This is a genomic window from Betaproteobacteria bacterium, assembly GCA_016194905.1.
In the GTDB taxonomy this organism is placed as follows: Bacteria; Pseudomonadota; Gammaproteobacteria; order Burkholderiales; family JACQAP01; genus JACQAP01.
Window position 1 is genome coordinate 85836 of record JACQAP010000017.1, and the last position, 21671, is coordinate 107506.

The 21671-nt window shown below is 63.7% G+C and carries 19 protein-coding genes; 3 read left to right on the plus strand and 16 right to left on the minus strand.

What is annotated here, in order from left to right:
- Nucleotides 1-76 precede the first annotated feature (76 nt).
- From HY067_10810 to HY067_10825, 4 genes are all read right to left on the minus strand, one after another.
- On the minus strand, nt 77-1324 hold the full coding sequence (locus HY067_10810) for a carbohydrate ABC transporter substrate-binding protein (GenBank protein ID MBI3528447.1): 1248 nt from the start codon (nt 1322-1324) through the stop codon (nt 77-79).
- A gap of 114 nt (nt 1325-1438) precedes the next feature.
- Nucleotides 1439-2227 (minus strand): enoyl-CoA hydratase/isomerase family protein, encoded by a 789-nt coding sequence (locus HY067_10815; GenBank protein MBI3528448.1) that lies wholly within the window; start codon nt 2225-2227, stop codon nt 1439-1441.
- Entirely contained in the window at nt 2220-3809 is a 1590-nt protein-coding gene (locus HY067_10820) for an acyl CoA:acetate/3-ketoacid CoA transferase (GenBank protein MBI3528449.1), read from the minus strand. Before HY067_10820 ends, HY067_10815 begins: the two co-directional genes overlap by 8 nt.
- A gap of 20 nt (nt 3810-3829) precedes the next feature.
- Nucleotides 3830-4840 (minus strand): Gfo/Idh/MocA family oxidoreductase, encoded by a 1011-nt coding sequence (locus tag HY067_10825; protein ID MBI3528450.1) that lies wholly within the window; start codon nt 4838-4840, stop codon nt 3830-3832.
- A gap of 150 nt (nt 4841-4990) precedes the next feature.
- Between HY067_10825 and HY067_10830 the strand changes: the two genes are divergently transcribed.
- Nucleotides 4991-6028 carry a LacI family DNA-binding transcriptional regulator gene (locus tag HY067_10830; GenBank protein ID MBI3528451.1) on the plus strand — a complete coding sequence of 346 codons (1038 nt, stop codon included), beginning with the start codon at nt 4991-4993 and terminating at the stop codon, nt 6026-6028.
- A gap of 31 nt (nt 6029-6059) precedes the next feature.
- Complete coding sequence (locus HY067_10835) at nt 6060-6530, plus strand: heme-degrading domain-containing protein (GenBank protein MBI3528452.1); 471 nt, start codon at nt 6060-6062, stop codon at nt 6528-6530.
- 152 nt (nt 6531-6682) lie between these two features.
- On the opposite strand, the gene HY067_10840 is transcribed toward HY067_10835, so the two are convergent.
- The 4 genes from HY067_10840 to HY067_10855 all read right to left on the minus strand — a co-directional run bounded on the left by HY067_10840 (nt 6683) and on the right by HY067_10855 (nt 9447).
- Nucleotides 6683-7030, minus strand: a complete 348-nt coding sequence (locus HY067_10840) for a hypothetical protein (GenBank protein MBI3528453.1) — start codon at nt 7028-7030, stop codon at nt 6683-6685.
- 184 nt (nt 7031-7214) lie between these two features.
- Nucleotides 7215-7613 carry a DUF2237 domain-containing protein gene (locus HY067_10845; protein MBI3528454.1) on the minus strand — a complete coding sequence of 133 codons (399 nt, stop codon included), beginning with the start codon at nt 7611-7613 and terminating at the stop codon, nt 7215-7217.
- A gap of 2 nt (nt 7614-7615) precedes the next feature.
- The gene (locus HY067_10850) at nt 7616-8383 is read right to left on the minus strand and encodes an META domain-containing protein (GenBank protein ID MBI3528455.1); all 768 of its coding nucleotides are present in this window, start codon (nt 8381-8383) and stop codon (nt 7616-7618) included.
- A 95-nt stretch (nt 8384-8478) separates the two neighbouring features.
- Nucleotides 8479-9447, minus strand: coding sequence for a threonine dehydratase (locus HY067_10855; GenBank protein MBI3528456.1), 969 nt, complete (start codon nt 9445-9447; stop codon nt 8479-8481).
- A 499-nt stretch (nt 9448-9946) separates the two neighbouring features.
- Here HY067_10855 and HY067_10860 point away from each other — a divergent pair, with 499 nt between their 5' ends.
- Complete coding sequence (locus tag HY067_10860) at nt 9947-10753, plus strand: trypsin-like peptidase domain-containing protein (protein MBI3528457.1); 807 nt, start codon at nt 9947-9949, stop codon at nt 10751-10753.
- A 341-nt stretch (nt 10754-11094) separates the two neighbouring features.
- Here the strand turns inward: HY067_10860 and guaD are convergent, their stop codons facing one another.
- The 8 genes from guaD to uraH form a co-directional block, all read right to left on the minus strand.
- Complete coding sequence (gene guaD, locus HY067_10865) at nt 11095-12411, minus strand: guanine deaminase (protein MBI3528458.1); 1317 nt, start codon at nt 12409-12411, stop codon at nt 11095-11097.
- Between the two features lie 16 nt (nt 12412-12427).
- Entirely contained in the window at nt 12428-13627 is a 1200-nt protein-coding gene (locus HY067_10870) for a urate hydroxylase PuuD (protein MBI3528459.1), read from the minus strand.
- A 118-nt stretch (nt 13628-13745) separates the two neighbouring features.
- The gene (locus HY067_10875; GenBank protein MBI3528460.1) at nt 13746-14672 is read right to left on the minus strand and encodes an ABC transporter permease; all 927 of its coding nucleotides are present in this window, start codon (nt 14670-14672) and stop codon (nt 13746-13748) included.
- Complete coding sequence (locus HY067_10880; protein MBI3528461.1) at nt 14669-15778, minus strand: ABC transporter permease; 1110 nt, start codon at nt 15776-15778, stop codon at nt 14669-14671. Before HY067_10880 ends, HY067_10875 begins: the two co-directional genes overlap by 4 nt.
- On the minus strand, nt 15771-17324 hold the full coding sequence (locus HY067_10885) for an ABC transporter ATP-binding protein (GenBank protein MBI3528462.1): 1554 nt from the start codon (nt 17322-17324) through the stop codon (nt 15771-15773). The genes HY067_10880 and HY067_10885 overlap by 8 nt, the downstream gene beginning before the upstream one ends.
- Complete coding sequence (gene xdhB, locus HY067_10890) at nt 17321-19666, minus strand: xanthine dehydrogenase molybdopterin binding subunit (GenBank protein MBI3528463.1); 2346 nt, start codon at nt 19664-19666, stop codon at nt 17321-17323. Before xdhB ends, HY067_10885 begins: the two co-directional genes overlap by 4 nt.
- A gap of 4 nt (nt 19667-19670) precedes the next feature.
- Nucleotides 19671-21140: a xanthine dehydrogenase small subunit gene (gene xdhA / locus HY067_10895; protein ID MBI3528464.1), complete on the minus strand. Its 1470-nt coding sequence runs from the start codon at nt 21138-21140 to the stop codon at nt 19671-19673.
- A 2-nt stretch (nt 21141-21142) separates the two neighbouring features.
- A complete protein-coding gene (gene uraH / locus HY067_10900; GenBank protein ID MBI3528465.1) occupies nt 21143-21490 on the minus strand; it encodes a hydroxyisourate hydrolase in 348 nt (115 codons plus the stop codon).
- Nucleotides 21491-21671 lie beyond the last annotated feature (181 nt).

A 21671-nucleotide genomic window follows, 5' to 3' on the forward strand; every position in this document is an offset into this window, starting at 1 on the left:
GAACTCCGTTATTCCGGGCGGCGCGGGAACGGCCGCCCGGGGATTCACACGGAACTGGCTCGTTAAAGTGGCGAGCTTACTGTTTCACTGCGGACGCCAGAGCGGCAACCGCCTTCTTGTCGTCGAGCTGGCCGTTGAAGTGGCGCGTGACGACGTCATAGATGGCGTTTTTGATCGAGGCCGGGACTGCGTGGCCATGCGCGATCGAGCCGACCAGCGTGTTGTTCTTGTTGGCCTCGGCCAGGTCCTTCATGCCTTTCTTGCCGCAGGCATCGAAGGCCGTGTCGGGCACATCGGTGCGGGCCGGTACCGAACCCTTGACGACGTTGAACGCCGATTGGAAGCCGGGGTCCATGATCGCCGATGCCAGTTTCGCCTGGGCGGCAGCCTTGTCACTGCCCACCTTGAACATCACGAACTGGTCCGAGTTGAACGACACCGTGCCCTGGGTTCCCGGCATGCGGAAGCACAGGAAGTCCTTGCCCGGCACTTTTTTGGCGTTCAGGAACTCGCCCTTGGCCCAGTCGCCCATGATCTGAAAGCCCGCCTTGCCGCTGATCACCATGCCCGACGCCACATTCCAGTCACGGCCGGAGAAGTCCTTGTCGACCAGTTTGCGGATCTGCGACATGCGCTGGAAGACCTTCTCGGTGGTGGGCGAGTTGATCGCCTTGGCATCGAGATCGATGAAGGCCTTGCGGTAGTAGTCGACGCCGCCGGTGGACATCACCACGCCGTCGAATATCGTGGCGTCCTGCCAGGGCTGGCCGCCGTGCGCGATGGCGATGAAACCGGCCTTCTGCACTTTTTCGGCCGCGGCGATGAATTCGTCCCAGCTCTTGGGCTCACTGGTGACGCCGGCTTTCGCCAGGACTTCCTTGTTGGCCCAAACCCAGTTGGTGGAGTGGACGTTGACCGGCGCCGCGATCCACTTGCCGTTGTACTTGGAGAATTTCTGCAGAGCAGCCGGCACCGTCTTGTCCCAACCTTCCTTGGCGGCTACTGCGTTCAGGTCGGCAACCACGCCTTGCTTGCCCCAGTCCAGAATGTCGAAGCCGAGCATCTGCACCGCGGTAGGTGGATTGCCTGCCGTGACACGGGCACGCACTGCGGTCATTGCCGCCTCGCCGCCGCCACCGGCGACCGGCATGTCGTTCCAGGTAACTCCCTGCTTTTCCAGGTTGGCCTTGAGTACGTTGAGGGCTGCGGCTTCACCGCCCGATGTCCACCAGTGCAGGACCTCGACGGAATTATCGGCCGCTAACGAGGTGCCGGCGAATCCGAACGCACCCGCCAGAACTGTGGCAATCAATTTCCTACGCATGTTCTCCTCCTGCTATCAGTATTGAATGCCCGTTTCCGGCCGGACAATTGCCGTTTTGTGAACTGCTAAGGGTTCAAGTGTGCCAAATTATCGGGGCAGCGACCATCCACTTTTCTAATTCCCCCGGTACTCGGGTTGCCGCTTCTCGCGGAAGCTGGCGACGCCCTCGCGGGCGTCCGCGGTGGTCGCAGCCAGCGCGCCCGCCATCGTTTCCAGGGCGGCGGCCAGGCCATCGCCCCGGCCGGCGTCGATGATCTGCTTGGTGAGTTGTACCGAAACCGGCGCCAGCTTGGAGATGCCGGCGGCAAGTTCGCGAGCACGCGCCAGCACGTCGTTGTCCTTGACCTGCTCGTGCAGGATGCCGATGCGCCATGCTTCCATCGCGTCGATGCGCGTACCAGTCAGCGCGAGATACTTCACCTGGCTGGCACCGATCAGTGCGGCGAGCCGCTGCGTTCCCGACCAGCCCGGACAGGTTGCAATGGCCGCCTCCGGCAACCCGAATCTCGCCGACGCGACGGCGATGCGGATGTCGGCGACGGCGGCGAGTTCGAGCCCGCCGCCGAACGCATGGCCATTGATCGCGGCGATGACCGGCACGCGCAGCCGCGCCCATTGGTCGAAAACCTGGTGGCCGCGCCTGACCCAGCGACGCCACATGTCGAGCGGTTCCAGCGCCGCCCAGGCATTGATGTCGGCACCGACGCAGAATGCCTTGTCGCCGGCGGCGGTCAGGATGACACAGCGGATCCCGGCGTCGGCGTCGATCCGTGCAGCGATGTCTGCGAGCGTCCCCATCATTTCCGGCGTGAGCGCATGGAGCTTCTCTGCGCGATCCAGAATGACGGTTGCGACTGCTCCGTCGATGTGAATTTTTATCTGGCTTGTCGGTGATTCAGGCATGAGCCGGCGCCTTGAGTTTTAAATTTAGCGGTGCGTTGCGGAACAGCGCGGCGTCCATGACCTTGAGCTGCGGGTCGACCTTCAGCGCAAAGGCCGCCTGATCGAGCACGTCGCGCTTCAGGTCCACGCCGGGCGCGATTTCCCGCACCGTCAAACCGTCGGCGAGCAGGTCGATCACGCAGCGTTCGGTAACGTAGCTGATTTTTTGCCCGCGGCGGCGCGCCATGGTGCCGCTGAAGGTGACGTGCTCGACTGCGTCGACCAGTTTCCTGCTCCTGCCTTCCTGCGCGATCTTCAGCCTGCCGTCACCGACCTCGAATTTGGCGCCGGCGGTGAAGAAACCGGAGAAGACAATGTGCTTCGCATGGGCGGTGATGTCGATGAAGCCGCCGCAGCCCGCGGTCAGATAGGGTTTGGCGCCGAGCTTGGAGACGTTGACGCTGCCGTCGCGGTCGATCTGCAGAAAGGACAACAACGCGACATCGAAGCCGCCGCCCTGGAAATAAGTGAACTGGTCGGGTGAAGGGACGATTGCGTCGGCGTTCGCCGCGCAGCCGAAGGCAAAACCCAGCAGCGGCACGCCGCCGACCGCGCCCTGTTCGATGACCCAGGTGACGTCGCCGTGCAATCCTTCCTCGAGCAACACGCGCGGCACGTTGGCGGAAATGCCGAAGCCGAGATTGACCGCTGAACCAGTGGCGAGCTCCAGCGCTGCCCGGCGGGCGATCACTTTTTCCGCTCCCCACTCCTGCAGTTCGAAGCTGCTCTCGGGCCGGACGATTTCGCCGCTGATCGCCGGGTCGTAAAACGTCTGCGTGGTCTGCATCTGTTCGGGGTCGACCACGATGTAGTCCACCAGCGTTCCCGGTACGTGCACCTGTTGCGGCTTGAGCGAGCCGGCACGGACCACGCGTTTCACTTGCGCGATGATCACGCCGCCGCTGTTGCGGGCGGCCAGAGCCTGGTCCATTCCACCGAGGAAAGCCCCTTCGTGTTCGAAGGAGAGATTGCCGCGCTCGTCCGCGGTGGTGGCGCGCAAGATGGCCACGCGCGGTGCGATCGCCGGAAAAAACAGCCATTCATCATCGGCGAATTTCACTTTTTTCACCACTGGTTCCGCTGCCGCGCGCTGGTTCATGGCGCCGCCCTGGCGCGCAGGATCGACGAAAGTATCGAGACCCACCTTGGTGAGCACGCCGGGGCGTTTCGCTGCTGCGTCGCGGTGCATGTCGAACAGAATGCCGCTCGGCAGGTTGTATGCAGCGATCGCCTCTTCGACGATCAGGCGCCAGATTTCGGGCATCGGCAGCGACGACGGGCCGCTCGGGTAGGAGCCGGCCAGAATTTTCTTCAGCATGCCGGGACGGGCCAGATGATCGATGCCGCGGATGCCGTACATGTCGCCGGCGGCGATCGGATGCAGCGTGGTGAGACCGCGCGGGTGACTTTCCGCGGCAAAGCGGTTGCCGAGTGCCGCCAGCACCTTGTCGGGACAGCCGAGCCCGCTGGAAGAACTGACGGTGACGATGTCGTCATCCCGTACGAGCTGTGCGGCCTGTTCGGCGGAGATCACCTTGTTCATGTTCGATTGATGATAAAGCTCTACTGGAATCGGACTGCGGTGCGACGACCGGTTCGGGTCGCCGCCAGCACAGCCAGCGCCGTGGCGAGCGAGCGCACACCGTCTTCGCCAGTGGCCGACGGCGCGCCTTCGCCACGGATGGCGCCGACGAATGCGCGCAACACCCGCGCGTAAAGGTTTTCGTGGTCGAGCGGAACATCGGTTTCGCCCTGGGCGTTGCGCAGCGTGACCCGGCCGATGGGCCGCTGCGTCATGACGTCCCGGCCAAGGATCGAACCCTCCGAGCCGTGAATTTCCAGTCCGGTCCCGGCAAATTTCACCGTGAAGGCATCGTGCAGCTGCGCCACTGTGCTGTTGTCGAAGCGCAACGTCGCCATGACGCCGTCTTCAAGTCCGCCTGCTGCCATCCCGGACTGCTGAGACAGGGCAACTGCCTCCAGTGGCTCGGAGCCGAGGATGAAGCGCAGGGTGTCGGCGTCATGCACGGTAATATCGAGGATCACGCCGGCGCCGGCCGACGGCTTGTTGAGCCGCCAACCCTGCAGGTGCGGCGGCAGGTAAACGGCGTGAAATACCCGTGCGAAAAGGGGCTTGCCGATCGCGCCGGACTGGACCAGTTCACGGATCTTTCTATGGCTGGCGGCGTTGCGCAGGTGATGATTGGTCCCCATGACCACCCCGGCCCTGTTGCACGCGGCCACCATTTCCCGGGCGTCCTCCAGCGTCAGCGCCAGCGGTTTCTCGCAGAGCACATGCTTGCCGGCCGCAGCGGCAGCCAGGGTTTGCGACTTGTGCAGTTCGTTGGTCGTGCTGATGTAGACCGAATCTACCTTCGGGTCGGCCAGCAAGGCATCGACGGAGACATGGCTGGCGGCAATCCGGTTTGCCTCGGCAAAGGCCTTGCCGCGTGCCGAGTCCGCGCTCATCACGGCAACTATTTCATTGCCGGACTGGGCGCGAATCGCGTCGACCATCCATTCCCGGGCGATGGTGCTGGCACCGATCAATCCCCAGCCAATGCGCTTTCCCACGAGCCTCCCCGATTTGCCGACGAACTCACCATATCTGTGAGTTACGGTATTTTATGGCTGTAATAACGTTCCAATGAATAAATTGGAACGTTCCAATTAGAATATACTATGGCACCCTGATTGAATCCTGTCAATAATGCTGGCGCATCCATGACTCAGACAAAGAACAGCCCAAAACGTCGGTCGATCACGATTACCGACGTGGCCAGCGCCGCCGGCGTATCCAAGTCCACCGTGTCTCTGGTTCTCCAGAGCAGCCCGCTCATCGCGCCCGAAACCGCGGAGCGGGTGCGCAGGAGCGTCGCCGCGCTTGGCTATGTTTACAACCGGCGCGCCGCCGACCTGCGGCGGGAATCGTCGAACATGATCGGCATCGTCATCAATGACCTTGGCAATCCTTTCTTTGCCGAAATGCTGGTCGGCATGGAACGCCGGCTGGCCGATGCGGGTTACATCAGCCTGATGGCACACACGAATGAACGGCTGGACGTTCAGGACAGGGTGCTCACTTCCATGCATGAGTATCATGCGGCGGGAGTGATCCTGTGCCCGGCGTTCGATACGCCGCAGGCGTTGCTCGAGCGGACGCGGCGCTCCGGCATTCCGCTGGTGATCGTGGTACGGGAGCCGGCGGCCGGCAGTTACAACTTCGTCGGTGCCGACAACGAGCGCGGTACGTTCGACGCCAGCCGTCATCTGGTCGAGCAGGGCCACCGTCGCATCGCCTTTCTCGGTCGCGTCGGCGGCGGCCCGGTGTACGACTTCAGGCGTGCAGGATATGAACGGGCCATGCGGGAGCACAATCTGCCAATTGCACCCGACTGGTTCATCAACATCGCGCTTACGCGGGAGGGTGGACGCGACGGTATCCGTCAGGCGCTGGCTATGAATCCGCAGCCTACTGCGGCGGTGTGCTACAACGATGTCGTCGCCTTCGGCGCGATGAGCGAATTGGGGGAGCACGGGCTCGTAGTCGGGCACGATTTTGCGATTACCGGTTTCGACGGCGTTGCCGCTGCCGCGCACACCAATCCGCCATTGACAACGGTGGATGTGGGCCCCGGTTCGCTCGGAGCATCCGCCGCCGAGGCGTTACTTGAGCGCCTGACCAATGCCGACGCGCCGACGACCCGGCGTCTTGTCGAACCGAGGCTGGTAGTGCGTCAATCTTCCGGCCCGCCGAAGTAGTCGGCTGCAGATTCGTTCAGAAGGAAAGCGGATGGAGAATTTCGAACGCTTGCTCGAGGAACTGCTGTCCCAGGAACAGGAGCTTCAGTTTCGCGAGTTCCGCAACGACGATGCGCTGTTGCTCGGCATGAGGCTGGTGAACCGCGCGAAGGCCGACGGCAAATCAGTCACGGTGGACATCTGCCGTAACGGCCAGCAGCTCTTCCACTGCGCCTTGCCCGGAACTTCGGCCGATAACGATGCCTGGATCCGGCGCAAAAACAACGTCGTCAATCGTTATGGGCACAGTTCATTCTATGTAGGTACGCAGTTCCGCGCGAAGAATACGACCTTCGAGCAATCGTCGCGGCTGGACATCGACCAGTATGCGGCGCATGGCGGTGCGTTTCCGGTCATCGTGCGCGATGTCGGCGTGGTCGGCACCGTGACAGTGTCCGGCCTGCCGCAGGAAGAAGATCACGGCCTGGTCGTGCAAGTGCTGCGTGAGTTCCTGGCCGGATAGATTGCGTGCTGCCATTTGCACGCCATGGGAATACGTGATAACGCCCGTGGCGCGCACGGCGGATTGGCAATAGATGCGAGCAAAGGAGGGACAAGAAGGCACCGGCGGCCGCAGGCGAAGCTGCGAACCGCTGAACAAAAGAAAGCGCCAGTTCAGGCCCGGCTGGCGGCGCGGCGGCGGCGATCGATCGACGTATCGACTTTGGCCGTGCGGCGATCGGACAGACCGGCGCGGCGGATCAATTCGTTCCAGACCGAGTCGCTGCCTTCGGACTTGAAGCGCTCGTACAACGCGACTTCCTCGGGATAGGCGCCGCCACAGCCGAGGCGTTCAAGATGGCGTGTGCCTGACCCCGATGCGGTGTCGGCATCCCAAGCCCGCATGATGGCCTGCCACAACGCCCGCTCGAACGGCTCGTCCTCTTCGTCAAAACCGTACTGCCATTTCAGAAACGACGCTTCCGCGGGAGACAGTTCTTTGCTGCGAAACTTGATGCTCATAGCTCCTCTATTTCAGCAAGGTCCGGGACGTTTCGCCACGCGCCGGCAGGCTGACAATACCACGGTCGGGCCGATTTCCGCCACGGCCGTCGTTGCACGCCGATTTTGACCGCCAACGGGGACAAGTTCTCCGGCGAACCCTGTGGGGGCTTCAGCCCGCTCGCCGCTTTGACCTTTCCCTGTTTTATTGCAGATCGATCGCGTGCTTCTTCAGATCCTCCAGGCTGACGTAGTCAAGCGTGCGCTCGTGCGTGGAGTTGAGGACGACGCGCGGCGCGCAGCCGGCCTTGAACGCTTCGCGCCAACGCGCCGCGCACAGGCACCAGCGGTCGCCGGCTTTCAATCCGGGAAAACCGAAATCCGGCATCGGCGTGCTCAGGTCGTTGCCGCGCGCAAGGGAAAATTCCAGGAACTCCTTCGTCATGAGCGCACAAACCGAATGCACGCCGTGATCGTCGCGTCCGGTATTGCAGCAACCGTCGCGATAGAAACCGGTCAGTGGCTTGCTCCCGCACTCGCCGAGCGGTCCGCCAAGCACATTGCGCGCTGTGTTGCCGCCGGGAGCCTTCGGATCAAAAGGCATTCCTATCTGGCCCGCACAAACTTCATGGTTCCGCCTTCGCCCGGCAGGTCGAGGAAAAGGTTGTCTCCCCTGATGCGCTGGCCGACCGCGGCCTCGAGAGCCTTCAAGTATCGCTCGGACAGCGTGCCGGACGGACAGGCGACTCTGGTCATGCCCGAGACCTTGATCGAGATGGCGCGGCCATTGAGCTTGTAGGCCGCCTGACCGCGATTGCAGTCGGCGCGTACCAGCGCCTTGCCGCTGCCTTGCAGCTCCAGCGTGTAGCGTTCCGGTTGCTCGATCGCGAACTTGTCGACAGAAGAAACCAAGCCTTCCCATCTCCATGAGCCAATGGCGTTCGCCGTGCCGACGACGGGTACTGCCGTCGGCGGTGCAGCAGCGGCTTTCGTCTGCCGCAGTTGCAAGCCCTGGCTGCCAAACTGGGTGGCGGACTCCGGGGTGGTCTGCAGGATGTCGCCCTGTTTGACGAAGTGCAGCGTGTTCGGGCCGACCGCGACGCCGTCCTTGCGTTCGATGATGAGGTCGATCTGCTCGACGGAGACCGGGTTCCAGCGGCCGTCTTCGGCAATGGGCGCCCTGTTGTTCCGGTAATCGCTGATCATGCTCATGGTGCCATCCGCTTTCAGCCGCAATTCGATCTTGCGGCCGGGGCCGGGGCCGGTGGCGGCGGGCGTATCGCCGCGATAGATGGCCATCGCCGGGGCGGCGAAGGCGGCGCTGCGCGGCAGCATCATCAGTACTGCACAGGCAATGACGCCAAAAATGGCCAATCGAAACAGATGCGGGTGTCGAATCAGCATGGTCGAGGTCCGATCGGGAATTCAGGAGAATCTTCGCGCCATGGCCTCTCCATGGCAAGGGGCGGTCAGGTTTTTGCGAGCAGGCGCGCAAACACGTCCCGGTCCACATTCGCGCCGCTGAGAACGACAGCCGCTTTGCGTCCGGCAAGTCTGTCGCGCTCCTTGAGCGCCGCGGCAAGTCCCGCCGCGCCGGCGCCTTCGGCGACATTGTGCGTCGCCGAGTACATCAGGCGCATCGCCTCTTCGACTTCGTCGTCGGTCACCTGCACGATCCTGGCGAGGTGGCGCCACAGGATTTCGAGCGCTTCCGGTTCGGGCGTGCGGCAGGCCATGCCGTCGGCCACGCGCGTGGTGACCGGATGCTCGACGGCGCGGCGCCGCTCGAACGACAACGCATAGGCGGGCGCGTGTTCGGAAACGACGCCGACGATTTCGGTCCGGTAGCCCAGCGCATTGCGCGCCGCGATCATGCCGCAGATGCCCGAGCCGAGCCCGATCGGAACGTAGGCGACATCGAGATCCGGGACTGCGCGGAGTAATTCCAGCGAGTAGGACGCCACGCCGTGCACGAGCAGCGGATGGAAGGAGGGCACCATATGCAGCCCGCGCTGTTGCGCGATCCACGCCGCGCGTTCCCGCGCCGCCTGGAAGTCTTCGCCGTGCTCTATCAGCTCGACACCAAGCGCGCGCATCGCCGCATTCTTCTCTGCGCTGTTGCCATGCGGAACCACAATTGTGGCGGCAATGCCGTATTGATGCGCCGCGAATCCGACCGACTGGCCATGGTTACCGCGCGTCGCGCTGATGACGCCGGTAGATTTGCCGTTGCGCTGCGAGAAGTCACGCAAGTAAACCAGTCCGCCGCGCAGCTTGAACGCCCCCACCGGCGTGTGGTTTTCGTGCTTGACCCAGATTTCCGCGCCGGTCGCGGCTTTCAGCAGCGGCCACGCGTATTGCGGCGTCGGTGCGATGGTCTCGTAGACGATCGCCGCCGCGCTCCGCAGCGTTTCCAGCGAGGGCAGGAAATCCTTCATCCCGCCATTGTAAGCGACCGCCGTGCGCGTTGATGAACAGGGCTGGTTTAACCCTTCACCGCAAAGGCGCGAAGGCGCAAAGGAAACGCAAAGGAAGGCAGAGCAGGAAAAGAGAAATAGCGGCGTGGCAGGGGATGTCATCGCGGACGCCGCGGAGGAGCATAAGATGTGGAAGTCGCGACCTAATCTGAAAGACGATGTCCGCTTCTTTGGAACTTTAGTCCGACGAGCGAAAGGCAAAAACCGGCCAGTTGCGGACATACACTGATCGCTAGTCAATGTCTGGTTGTGCAGGCAAAGCGGTCAATGTATACCCCACTGCCCGATTCGAAGCCCATATGTTCCCGGTCTCCTTTTCACAACGTAATAATCGGACCGGTCATTGAGAAGAAGGGTAACAATCATTACGATAGAAACATATGGTAGCCGTCTCTATTAATAAGCGTCCAGACCCGTGGGTCTCTGGATAACTGTTAGGCAGCGAAGGTGGGGCTAGTCGATGATCGACGTTGAGAAGTGGCAGAAGCTCGGCGCGTTCATCGCCGCGAACTGGTTGGCGTTCCTCGTCGGGGGAGTGGCAGGGGCTACCGTCACCGCAGGCCTATATGAGAAGTTCGTTATGCCGGCGCTTAGGTACGAAATTGACCGCTTCAAGTTGGCTGACCAAAGCGCACCGGCCTCGAATCGCGAGAATCGACCCACGGCCGAGGCCGGTAAGCCATCCGGCGTTGCACAGACAGAAATCCGAAAGATGGAACCCCTCTTGAACGCGACAGCACACGTCCGCGTCGAAGGGCGCGGCGCCGATGGAAGACCGTGGGTCCGTGAGGGCTCAGGTATCTTCCTGACGCAGAACGGTCGCATCTTGACCGTTTCGCATTTGCTGGATGGCTCGGTGGAAGCCAGAACCTTCTCTGAAGTTAAGATCACCGTCACAGGCGATCGTTCCGCTATGGAGCGAAAGGCCACCGTTCTCAAGCTCAGCAAAACCGTGGGCTTGGCACTGCTTCAGCTCGACGACGGGGGCTCCGTTGCGACGGCGTCGTTTGCGTCCAAGGGGCCTAACCTCGGTGATGAGGTTCTCATGATCGGCTTCGCGCATGGGCAGTCTAAGACCGTCCTTCGCTCTACCGTCACACGAATAAGCGCTCTCGGAGTTGGTATCCAGGGTCAAGCCGGCCCAGGGTTCGGCGGCGCTCCGGCATTCGACAGAGGTGGCCTCCTGATCGGGATCGTCATGAGCGGCTCCGAGGATGGTATCAACGCAATCCCGGTAGAACTCGCGCGTGAGTTCGCGAGACTCTGAGCGCCTGCTTCGCCATGGCTAACGGCACATTCGACCGGACCACTGGCTCGCATTCGCTCGCAGCGGCAGATCAACGCGGGCGTTGCACGACCGCTTTATTTTACTCAACTGACCCTCGGCGACTAGGCGATGACAGTCGCAAACGGGTCGGGAAGCGACGGTCGCGTTTCCAGAAAGCCGCTGGTGGCGCCTGCCAAACCGGACACTGGCCGTAAGACCAAATTGCGACTACTACATATAGGACGTACGAGCGCCACTTCCAGCCAACGATCAATCCCGAACTTCATTCTCGCTTACGTTTGTTTTCCTTTGCGTTTCCTTTGCGTCTTTGCGGTGAAGGGTTAGAGCGATCCCCAGACGCGGTTGCCCATGATGTAGGTCGCGCCAACCTCGCGATCGTCGCCCAGCATCATCAGCGCGAACAGTTTCTCTGCAGGCGTGCGGGCGGTCTTCATGCGTCGTGCGATCAAGGGCGTGGAATCCATGCGCAGGACGACGAAGTCGGCCTCCCGGCCGGGGGCGAAACTACCGATGCGCTCGCCGAGCCCGAGCGCCCTGGCGCCGCCGAGCGTGGCGAGATAGAAGCCGCGCCAGGGCGTGAGCCGGTGGCCGCGCATCTGTGCCACCTTGTAGGTTTCGCCCAGCGTGCGCAGCATGCTGAAGCTGGTGCCACCACCGACGTCGGTGCCGAGCCCGGTGCGCATGCCGGCATGCCGCGCTGCCGCGAAATCGAACAGCCCACTGCCGAGAAACAGGTTCGAAGTTGCGCACACCGCGGCGGCAGCGCCGGTGTGCGCCATGCGCCGGCGATCCTCGTCGTCGAGATGGATGCAGTGTGCGTACACCGAACGGTCGCGCAGCAATCCGAAGCGCTCGTAGATGTCCAGATAACTGCGCGCTTGTGGAAATAATTCACGCGCCCACTTCACTTCATTCAGGTTCTCGGCGACGTGGCTGTGGACGAACACGCCGGGATGCTCGATGGCGAGCCGCCCGGCCGATTCAAGCTGGGCTTCCGAAGAGGTGACGGCGAAGCGGGGCGTGATCGCGTAGTGTAGCCGGCCGCGTCCGTCCCATTTCTCGATCAGGGTCGCGGAATCGCGGTATCCGCTGTCGGGGGTGTCGCGCAGATACTCCGGGCAGTTGCGGTCCATCAGTACCTTGCCCGCGATCATGCGCAGGTTGCGTTTTTCGGCCTCAGCGAAGAAAGCATCGACCGAACAGGGGTGCACGGTGCCGAATACCAGCGCCGTGGTGGTGCCATTGCGCATCAGTTCGTCGAGAAAGAAGCGCGAGCATTCCGCCGCGTGCTCCGCATCGGCGAAGCGATGCTCGGCCGGAAACGCATGATCATCGAGCCAGTCGAGCAGTTGCGCGGCATAGGCCGCGATCATGTCGGTCTGCGGATAGTGGATGTGCGTGTCGATGAAACCCGGCAGCAGCAGGCGGCCCGAATAATCCGCGATCTGCGCGCCCGCAGGCAATGTCGGCAACAGCAGGCGCGCGTCGTCCGCCGCCTTCACCAAGCCGTTTTCCACTATGAGCAGGCCGTCGTCGAAATACCGCACGGCGGAGGTTGCATCGCCGTCGCCCGGATCGCCGAGAAAATGCAGCAGCGAGCCGCGATAGGCACGCAGCGCCGGCGTGTGTGGTTTCATCGGGTCAGCTCGCCATTCATTTGGTCAGTGCGCCGTGGCCGAACCACTGCGCGATGGTCTCGCGTTCCACGTCGGTCATGCCGGTCAGGTTGGCGAGCGGCATGACGCGGCTCGAAACCTGCTGATTGATCTGGACAGCCTGGGTCGCGATGCGATCGGGCGTATCCAGCATGACGCCTTTCGGCGCGATCGCGAAGCCGGGCTGGGTCGGCGCCTGCGCGTGGCAGGCCGCGCAGCGCGCCTGCACGATCGCGCTGACCCGGCCGAATTCGTCCGCCGGTGCTGCCGCCGCCGGGCCGGTGCTGCGGAACGCCGGTGCAATCGCAAAGGCGACGAGCGCAAGCGCGACCACGCCGGCTATCGCCGGCAGCGGCGACGCGCCGCCCTTGTGGCGGGAGACGAAATACACGCGGATGGCTGCGCCGGCGAAGGCGATCGCCGCGAGGATCAGCCAGTTGCGCGCATGTCCGTAGGTCATCGCGTAATGGCTGCTGATCATGGTGAACAGCACCGGCAGCGTGAAATAGGTGTTGTGCACCGAGCGCTGTTTGCCGCGCACGCCGTGGATCGGATCGGGCTCGCGCCCTTCGACCTTGGCGCGCACCAGTTCCTTCTGTCCGGGAATGATGACGAAGAACACGTTGGCGACCATGATGGTGCCGAGCATGGCGCCGAAATGGATGTAGGCGCCGCGGCCGCTGAACACCTGGCACAGCCCCCAGGCCGCGGCGACGGTGAGCACCAACAGCACGCCGCCCAGCACTGCGTCGGTTTTCCCGAACGGCGATTTGCACAACAGGTCGTAAATGAGCCAGCCGCCGGCCAGCGACCCGATGCCGATTGCGATCGCGGCGGCCTTACCGATGTCGGCGACGTTGCGATCGATCAGGTAGACCTCGGCGCCGACGTAGTACATCAGGCAGAGCAGGAAGAAGCCCGAGATCCAGGTGGTATAGGCCTCCCATTTGAACCAGTGCAAAGGATCCGGCAGCGTGGCCGGCGCCACCTTGTATTTCTGCGCGTTGTAGAAGCCGCCGCCATGCACCGCCCACAATTCGCCCGATACGCCCTTGTCGGCCAGGGCGCGGTTCTTCGGCGCCAGCAGATGATTGTCGAGCCAGACGAAGTAGAACGACGCGCCGATCCAGGCAATGCCGGTGATCATGTGGAACCAGCGCAGCAGCAGGTTCAGCCAATCGAGTAGGTATGCTTGCATAGCTGCCGCAAAGTGCTGAGTGCTGAGTACTGAGTGCTGAGTAAAAACCCCGGCCTTCGTTGCATTTCCTCTGCGGCCTCTCTTTTTTCTCTGCGCCTCTGCGTTGAAGATTTTTGCATTACGCGTCAGGATGGAAGCGCCGGCCGAGCGAAACCGGCTGGTTGAGCAGGATGGTCTTCGGGTCGCGGCAGATGATCACCAGTACGACGATCGTGGCGATGTACGGCAGCATCGACAGGAACTCGGACGGAATGCGTACGCCGAAACCCTGAGCATGCAGTTGCAGGATGGTGACGCCGCCGAACAGGTACGCGCCGAGCACCACACGCCACGGTTTCCAGGTGGCGAACACCACCAGCGCCAGCGCGATCCAGCCGCGCCCGGCGGTCATGCCTTCGACCCACATCGGCGTGATCGCCTGCGACAGGTAGGCGCCGGCCAGCCCGCTCATCGCGCCGCCGAACAGCACGGCAAGATAGCGGATGAGGATCACCGGATAACCGATCGCGTGCGCCGATTGCGGCGATTCGCCCACCGCGCGCACCAGCAATCCGGCACGCGTGCGATTCAGGAACCATTGCATGACGATGAACAGGAGGAGGGAAGCGTAGACCAGCATATCGAAGCGGAACAGCAGCGGCCCGATCAGCGGAATATCGCTGAGCCACGGAATCGAGATGCCTTTGAGTCCGTCGACCACGGTGCCGACGAAATTGCGGCCGACGAAAGCCGACAGGCCGACGCCGAACAGGGTCAGCGCGAGCCCGGTGGCAACCTGGTTGGTCTGCAATGTCAGCGTGAGAAATCCGAACAGCAACGCCAGCGCCATGCCCGCCAGCATGCCGGCGGCAAAGCCGAGCGTGAGGCTGCCGGTCTGGTTGGTGACGGCGAAGCCGGCTATTGCGCCGCCCAGCATCATGCCTTCGACGCCGAGGTTGAGGACGCCCGCGCGCTCGACGATCAATTCGCCCAGGCTCGCATACACCAGCGGCGTGGCCGCGCCGACCGTGCTCGCCAGAATCGGGATCAGTTGCTCCGCGTTCATGCCGCTTCTTTCGACACGACCGGGATGGCCGCGGCCGAACCGCGAGGCCGTGTTTTCCAACGCAGACGGAAGTTGATGAACAGGTCCGCTGCGAGAAGATAGAACAGCAGCATGCCCTGGAACACGCCGGTGATCGCCGCAGGCAGCGCCATCTGGATTTGCGCTGTTTCGCCGCCGATGTAGAGCAGCGACATGAGCAGGCTCGCGAGCACGACGCCGAAAGGATGCAGGCGTCCGACGAAGGCGACGATGATCGCGGCGAATCCGTAACCCGGTGAAATCGACGGCTGCAACTGGCCGATCGGGCCGGCGACTTCGGCGATGCCCGCCAGTCCGGCAGCGCCGCCGCCGATCATCAGCGCCAGCCAGACGTTGCGCTTCTCGCTGAAACCCGCATAAGACGCCGCTGCGGGCGCGAGGCCGGCTACTTTGAAGCGAAAACCGGCAAAGGTTTTCTCGGCGAATACCCAGGAGACCGCGGCAAGAACCAAGGCAATGAGGAAAGCGATATTGGTGCGCACGCCTTCGACGAGCAGCGGCAACATGGCGGCATCGTGGAACATCGGCGATTGCGGAAAGTTATAGCCCTGCGGATCGCGCCACGGTCCATGTACCAGCCACGACAGAAGCAGCTTGGCGACGTAGACCAGCATCAGGCTGACCAGAATCTCGTTGGTATGAAAGCGGTTGCGCAGGATGGCGGGGATCGCCGCCCACGCCATGCCGCCGAGGGCGCCTGCGACCAGCATCAGCGGCAGCAGCAGCCACGCGCTTTGCACGTCGTGCAGCCATAGTGCCACGCCGCCGCCGACGATCGCGCCGAGCGTGAGCTGGCCCTCGGCGCCGATGTTCCAGACGTTGGCGCGAAAGCCGAGCGCGAGCCCGAGCGCGCACAGCATCAGCGGGGTGGCTTTCAGGCAGAGTTCACCCAGGCCGTAGAGCGTCGACACCGGCTTGATGAAGAAGACCGCGAATGCCTGCGCCGGATCCTTGCCGAGCAGCGAGAACAACAGATAGCCGGAGACCAGCGTCAGCGCCACCGCCAGCAGCGGCGACGCGTAAGACATGATGATCGAGGGTTCCGGCCGCGGCTCGAGCTTAAGCATGCGCGGCTTCCGCGGCATCGGCGAACTGGCCGCCCATCCAGGCGCCGATTTTTTCGACGCTGGTTCCGGCAGAGGGCACCGGCGACGACAGCCGGCCTTCGGCGATCACGGCCAGTCGGTCGCAGATCATGAACAACTCGTCGAGCTCTTCGGAAATCACCAGCACGGCGACACCCCGGTCGCGCAGGTCGACCAAAGACTGGCGGATCAACATGGAAGCGCCGACGTCTACGCCCCAGGTCGGTTGCGCGACGACGATGATCCGCGGATCGAGCATGGTTTCACGGCCGACGATGAACTTCTGCAGGTTGCCGCCGGAGAGGCTGGACGCGGCCGCCTGTTCGTCGCGGCTTTTCACCTTAAAGCGGCTGATCACGTCGCGCGCGAAACTGCGCACGACTTTGCGGCGGATCAGGCCGTGATGGACCATGCCGCCGTTAACCATTTTGCGATGGCTGCCGGTAAGCAGCGCGTTTTCGGCCAGGCTGAGCGCCGGCACGGCGCCGCGGCCGAGACGCTCCTCCGGCACGAAGCCGAGCCCGATCGCGCGCCGCTGCGCGGGATCGAGGCGGCCCGCGGCAACCTCCCCGAGCACGATCGTTTCCGGCTTTCCGGATCGCGCTTCGCCGGACAACGCCGCCAGTAATTCCTTCTGACCGTTGCCGGACACGCCCGCGATGCCGACGATTTCGCCGCTGCGCACGGTGAGGCTGATCTCGCGCAGGTTGACGCCGAACGGATCGAGCGTCTTCAGCGTGAGCCGGTCGATCTGCAGCAGCACCTGGCCGGGTTCGCGGCTTTGCAGCCGGCATTCGGGCAGGTCGGAACCGATCATCATCCTGGCGAGGCTCTCGGCCGTTTCCCGTTTCGGCCTGGCGGTGCCCGTCACGCGACCGCCGCGCAGCACCGTCGCGCTGTCGCACAAGGCCTGGATTTCGTCGAGCTTGTGGCTGATGTAGAGGATGCTGCAGCCTTCGGCTGCGAGCCGGCGCAGGGTCTCGAACAGTTTCAGCACCGCCTGCGGCGTCAGCACCGACGTCGGCTCGTCCATGATCAGCAGCTTCGGATTCTGCAGCAGGCAACGCACGATCTCGACGCGCTGCCGCTCGCCCACCGACATGCTGTGGACCAACCGGTCCGGGTCGATCGGCAGGCCGTAGTTCTGCGAGACTTCGCGGATGCGCGGCGCCAGCTTCGCGGGCTGGATGCGCTCGTCGAGTGCGAGCGAAATATTCTCCGCGACGGTCAGGGTTTCGAACAGAGCGAAATGCTGGAACACCATGCCGACGCCGAGCCTGCGCGCTTCCGCGGGGCTGGCGATTTGCACCGGCCGGCCTTCCCACAGCATCTCGCCCGAATCGGGGTGAGTCACGCCGTAGATGATTTTCATCAGCGTGCTTTTTCCCGCGCCGTTCTCGCCCAGCACCGCATGTATTTCGCCCGGACGCACCGCGAGGTCGACGCCGTCGTTGGCAACCACCGCCGGATAGCGTTTGGTGATGCCGCGCAGTTGCAATCGCGGCGGCATGGCAAGCCGGTCGTTCATGCGCCGGCTCCCGCGAAGGCCGCAAGCGGTTGCGCGGCTCGCGCTTTCGTCAGCGAGGCCAGCGCACGCAAAATGGATTCGGGCGTGGCAGGCGCAACCAGGACGGGCAACGTGCCGGATTCGCAGCTCGCGCACGCATCCCGGATCGCGTACAGCACCGAGATTGCGAGCATCAGCGGCGGTTCACCGACCGCCTTGGAGCGGAAGATGGTGTCTTCGCGATTGGGCGCGTCGGCGAGCAGGCGCACGTTGAAATGTTTCGGCCAGTCGGCTGCGGTCGGAATCTTGTAGGTCGACGGCGCGTGCGTTCTGAACTGCCCGCGAGCATCCCAGACCAGTTCTTCGGAGGTCAGCCAGCCCATGCCCTGCACGAAGCCGCCTTCGACCTGGCCGATGTCGAGCGCCGGGTTCAGCGAGCGGCCGACGTCGTGCAGGATGTCCACCCTCAGCAGCTTGCTCTCGCCGGTGAGCGTGTCGATGGCGACTTCGGATACCGCGGCCCCGTAGGCAAAATAGAAGAATGGCCGGCCGGTAAGCGTCTTTTTATCCCAATGGATCTTCGGTGTCCGGTAGTAGCCAGTGGAAGACAGCGAAATGCGCGCCGCGTAAGCCTCGCGCACCAGCTCGCCGAACTCGATTACGTGGCCGCCGGCGAGGACCTTGCCGGCGGCGAAGCGCACGGCATCGGACGGCACGGAAAATTTCTCCGCAGCAAAGGCGGCGAGCCTGCCTTTGAGTTTCTGGCAGGCAGCCTGCGCCGCCTTGCCGTTCAGGTCGGCACCGGATGAGGCGGCGGTTGCGGACGTGTTCGGCACCTTGCTGGTATCGGTGCTGCTGGTGCGGATCTGCGAAACATCGATCTGCAGTTCGCTCGCCACCACCTGGGCGACCTTGGTGTAGAGCCCCTGTCCCATCTCGGTGCCGCCGTGGTTCACCATCACGCTGCCGTCGGTGTAGATGTGCACCAGCGCGCCGGCCTGGTTGTAGATCGTGGCGTTGAACGAGATGCCGAATTTGACCGGCGTCAGCGCGATCCCGCGCCTGAGGACCGGGCTGGCGGCATTGAATTCGCGGATGCGGCGGCGGCGCTCGCGGTAGTCGCTGCTTGCCTCGAGTTCGTCGGCGATGCGATGGATGATGTTGTCTTCCACCACCATGCCGTAAGGCGTGACGTTGCGTTCCGCGGTTCCGTAGAAATTGGCGCGGCGCACGTCCAGCGGATCCTTGCCGAGATTGCGCGCGATATCGTCCATCACCGCCTCTATCGCGACCATGCCTTGCGGACCGCCGAAGCCGCGGAACGCGGTATTCGACACGGTGTTGGTCTTGCAGCGATGCGAGACGATTTCGACGTTCTCGAGGAAATAGCAGTTGTCGACGTGGCAGATCGCGCGGTCGTTCACGGGTCCGGACAGGTCCGCGGAAAAGCCGCAGCGCGAGGCCAGCATGATTTTCGCCCCGGCGATGCGGCCGCTGTCGTCGAAACCCACTTCGTACTCGATCAGGAAATCGTGGCGCTTGCCGGTCATGATCATGTCGGCATCGCGATCCAGGCGCAGCTTGACCGGCCGGCGCGTGCGCGCGGCGATCACCGCGGCGGCGCAGGCATATTGTCCCGGCTGGCTTTCCTTGCCGCCGAAGCCGCCGCCCATGCGCCGGCACTGCACGACGACCTCGTGCGATTTCTTGCCGAGCGCATGCGCGACCATGTGCTGCACCTCGGTCGGGTGCTGCGTCGAGCTGTAGATCAGCATGCTGCCGTCTTCCTGCGGCAGCGCCACCGCAACCTGGCCTTCCAGATAGAAGTGTTCCTGCCCGCCGAGTTCCGCGCTGCCGGCCAGTCGATGCCGCGCGCGGCCGATCGCCGTTTCGGGTTCGCCGCGGCGCAGGGTGTGCGTGGGCACGACGAAACTTTTTGCCGCGAGTGCGCTGCGGACGTCGAGGATCGCCGGCAACTCCTCGACCTCGACACGCGCAAACTTTGTCGCGCGCCGCGCGGCGCCATAAGAGGTTGCCGCGACCCCGAACAGCGACTGGCCGGCGAATTCCACCAGCGATTCGGCGAAGATCGGATCGTCGTGCAGCACCGGGCCGATCAGGTTGGAACCGGGAACGTCGGCTGCGGTGACGATGGCCACCACCCCGGGTGCGGTGGCAACCGCCGAAAGGTCCATCGACTTGATGCGGCCGTGGGCGACCGTACTCATGCCGAGCGCGACATGCAGGACATTTTCCGGGAGCGGGATGTCGTCGGTGTAGTTCGCCGCGCCGCTGACATGCAGCGGCGCGCTTTCGTGCGGCAGCGGTTGGCCGGCGACGGACACGTGAACGAGTTCGGGCATGGGCTCAATGCTCCTCGAGTTCGGCCACGCGGGTCGGCACCGGTTTCCCGCTGTGCTCGGCAAAGAAGCGCAGCAGCAGGTTCTGCGCCACCAGCATCCGGTATTCGGCGCTGGCACGCATGTCGGTCAGCGGGGCGTAGTCCAGCGCGAGCGCGGAAAGCGCCGCTTCCATGGTGGCGCGCGACCACGGCTGGTCGATGAGCGCCGCCTCCGTGTGCATTGCGCGTTTCGGCACGGCAGCCATGCCGCCGTAGGCAATACGTGCCTTTGCGATGCGGCCGTCCTCCAGGTCGAACGCGTAGGCGCCGCACAGCGCGGAAATGTCCTGGTCGAAGCGTTTGGAAATCTTGTAACTGGCGAACCGGCGCCCGGCGGGTGACAGCGGAATGCGCACGGCTTCGACGAACTCGCCGGGTTGCAGCGCTGTCTTCTGGTAGCCGAGATAGAAGTCTTCGAGCGGCATCTCGCGTTCGCCGCCGCCGCGGCGCAGCTTCACGGTTGCACCGAGAACCAGCAGGAAAGGCATGGAGTCGCCGATCGGCGATCCATTGGCGACATTGCCGCCGAGCGTGCCGGAGTTGCGCACCGGGGGCGAACCGAAGCGATCGGCGAGTTCCGCCAGCATGGGATAGCGCGCAACGATGGCGGCATAGGCGTCGGTGAGGCTGACCGCTGCGCCGATTTCGACGGCATTTCCGGTCTCGCGCACGCTCCTGAGCTCGGCGACGTTGCCGGTGTAAATGAGCATCGGCAGGTCGCGCAGCTGCTTGGTGACCCAGAGGCCGATGTCCGTGCCGCCGGCGAGCAGCAACGCCTGCGGGTGGGCTTCGCAGAGCCGCGCGAGTTCGTCGATCGAAACCGGCGCACGAAAACCGGCGCCGCCGTCGAGCGAGACGGTATCGGTTGCGGCGATGGCCTCCAACGCCTCGTGCCGCTTTGCATCCCGCGCATACGCGCGGCTCCAGGACGCCGGATCGGCATAGCCGCTCATGCGGCAACCGGCATCGATGATCGGCCGGTAACCGGTGCAGCGGCACAGGTTTCCCGACAGCGCCCGCACGACATCGTCGCGCTGCGGCGCCGCCTCATTCAGATACAGGCCGAACAGCGACATGACGAAACCCGGGGTGCAGAAACCGCATTGCGAAGCATGCCAGTCCACCATCGCCTGCTGCACCGGATGCAGTTTGCCGTCGGCCGACTTCAGGTTTTCCACCGTGACGATTTCCTTGCCGTCGAGCGTGGGCAGGAAGCGGATGCAGGAATTGATGGCGCGATAGCTGATTTTGCCGGCGGCGGGTTCACCGATCACCACGGTACAGGCGCCGCAGTCTCCTTCGGCGCAACCTTCCTTGGTGCCGGTGCGTCCGAGCTTCTCGCGCAGATACTCCAGCACCGTCATCGTCGGTGCGACGTCGTCGAGTTGCACAACTTCGCCATCGAGGATGAACCGGATGGATCGGCGGGCCGGCATGTTCAGCTGCCGCGATAAGTGGAGTAACTCCACGGCGATACCAGCAACGGAACGTGATAGTGCTGGTCGATGCCGGAGAGGCCGAAACGCAACGCGATCCGGTCGAGGAAGGGCGGATCGGGAAGCTTCACGCCGAGCGCGCGGAAATAATCGGCCGTATGGAACACCAGTTCGTATTCGCCCGGGACGAAAGACGCGCCTTCGAGCAGCGGCCGCCCGCAGCGTCCGTCCGCATCGCTGCGCCCCGAGAACAGGACCTCGTCCGCAGGCAGGCGGCGCAGTTCGATCAGCATGCCGGCCGCGGGGCGGCCATGCGCGGTATCGAGAATGTGCGTGGTGAGCTTGCCCATCGGAAACGGTGCGTCGCCGTGCCCTCGGTCATAAAACTGTATACATAATATAGCGCGGACGTTGCGTTCCGGCCCGGCCGAATGCGCCACGCTGGGGCGGAGGCTCCTCCTGCCGCACCAATTCCGGTCCGCGCATCGCATCGGCTGCAACGCAGCCGGACCGGAACCCGTCGTGTACAAT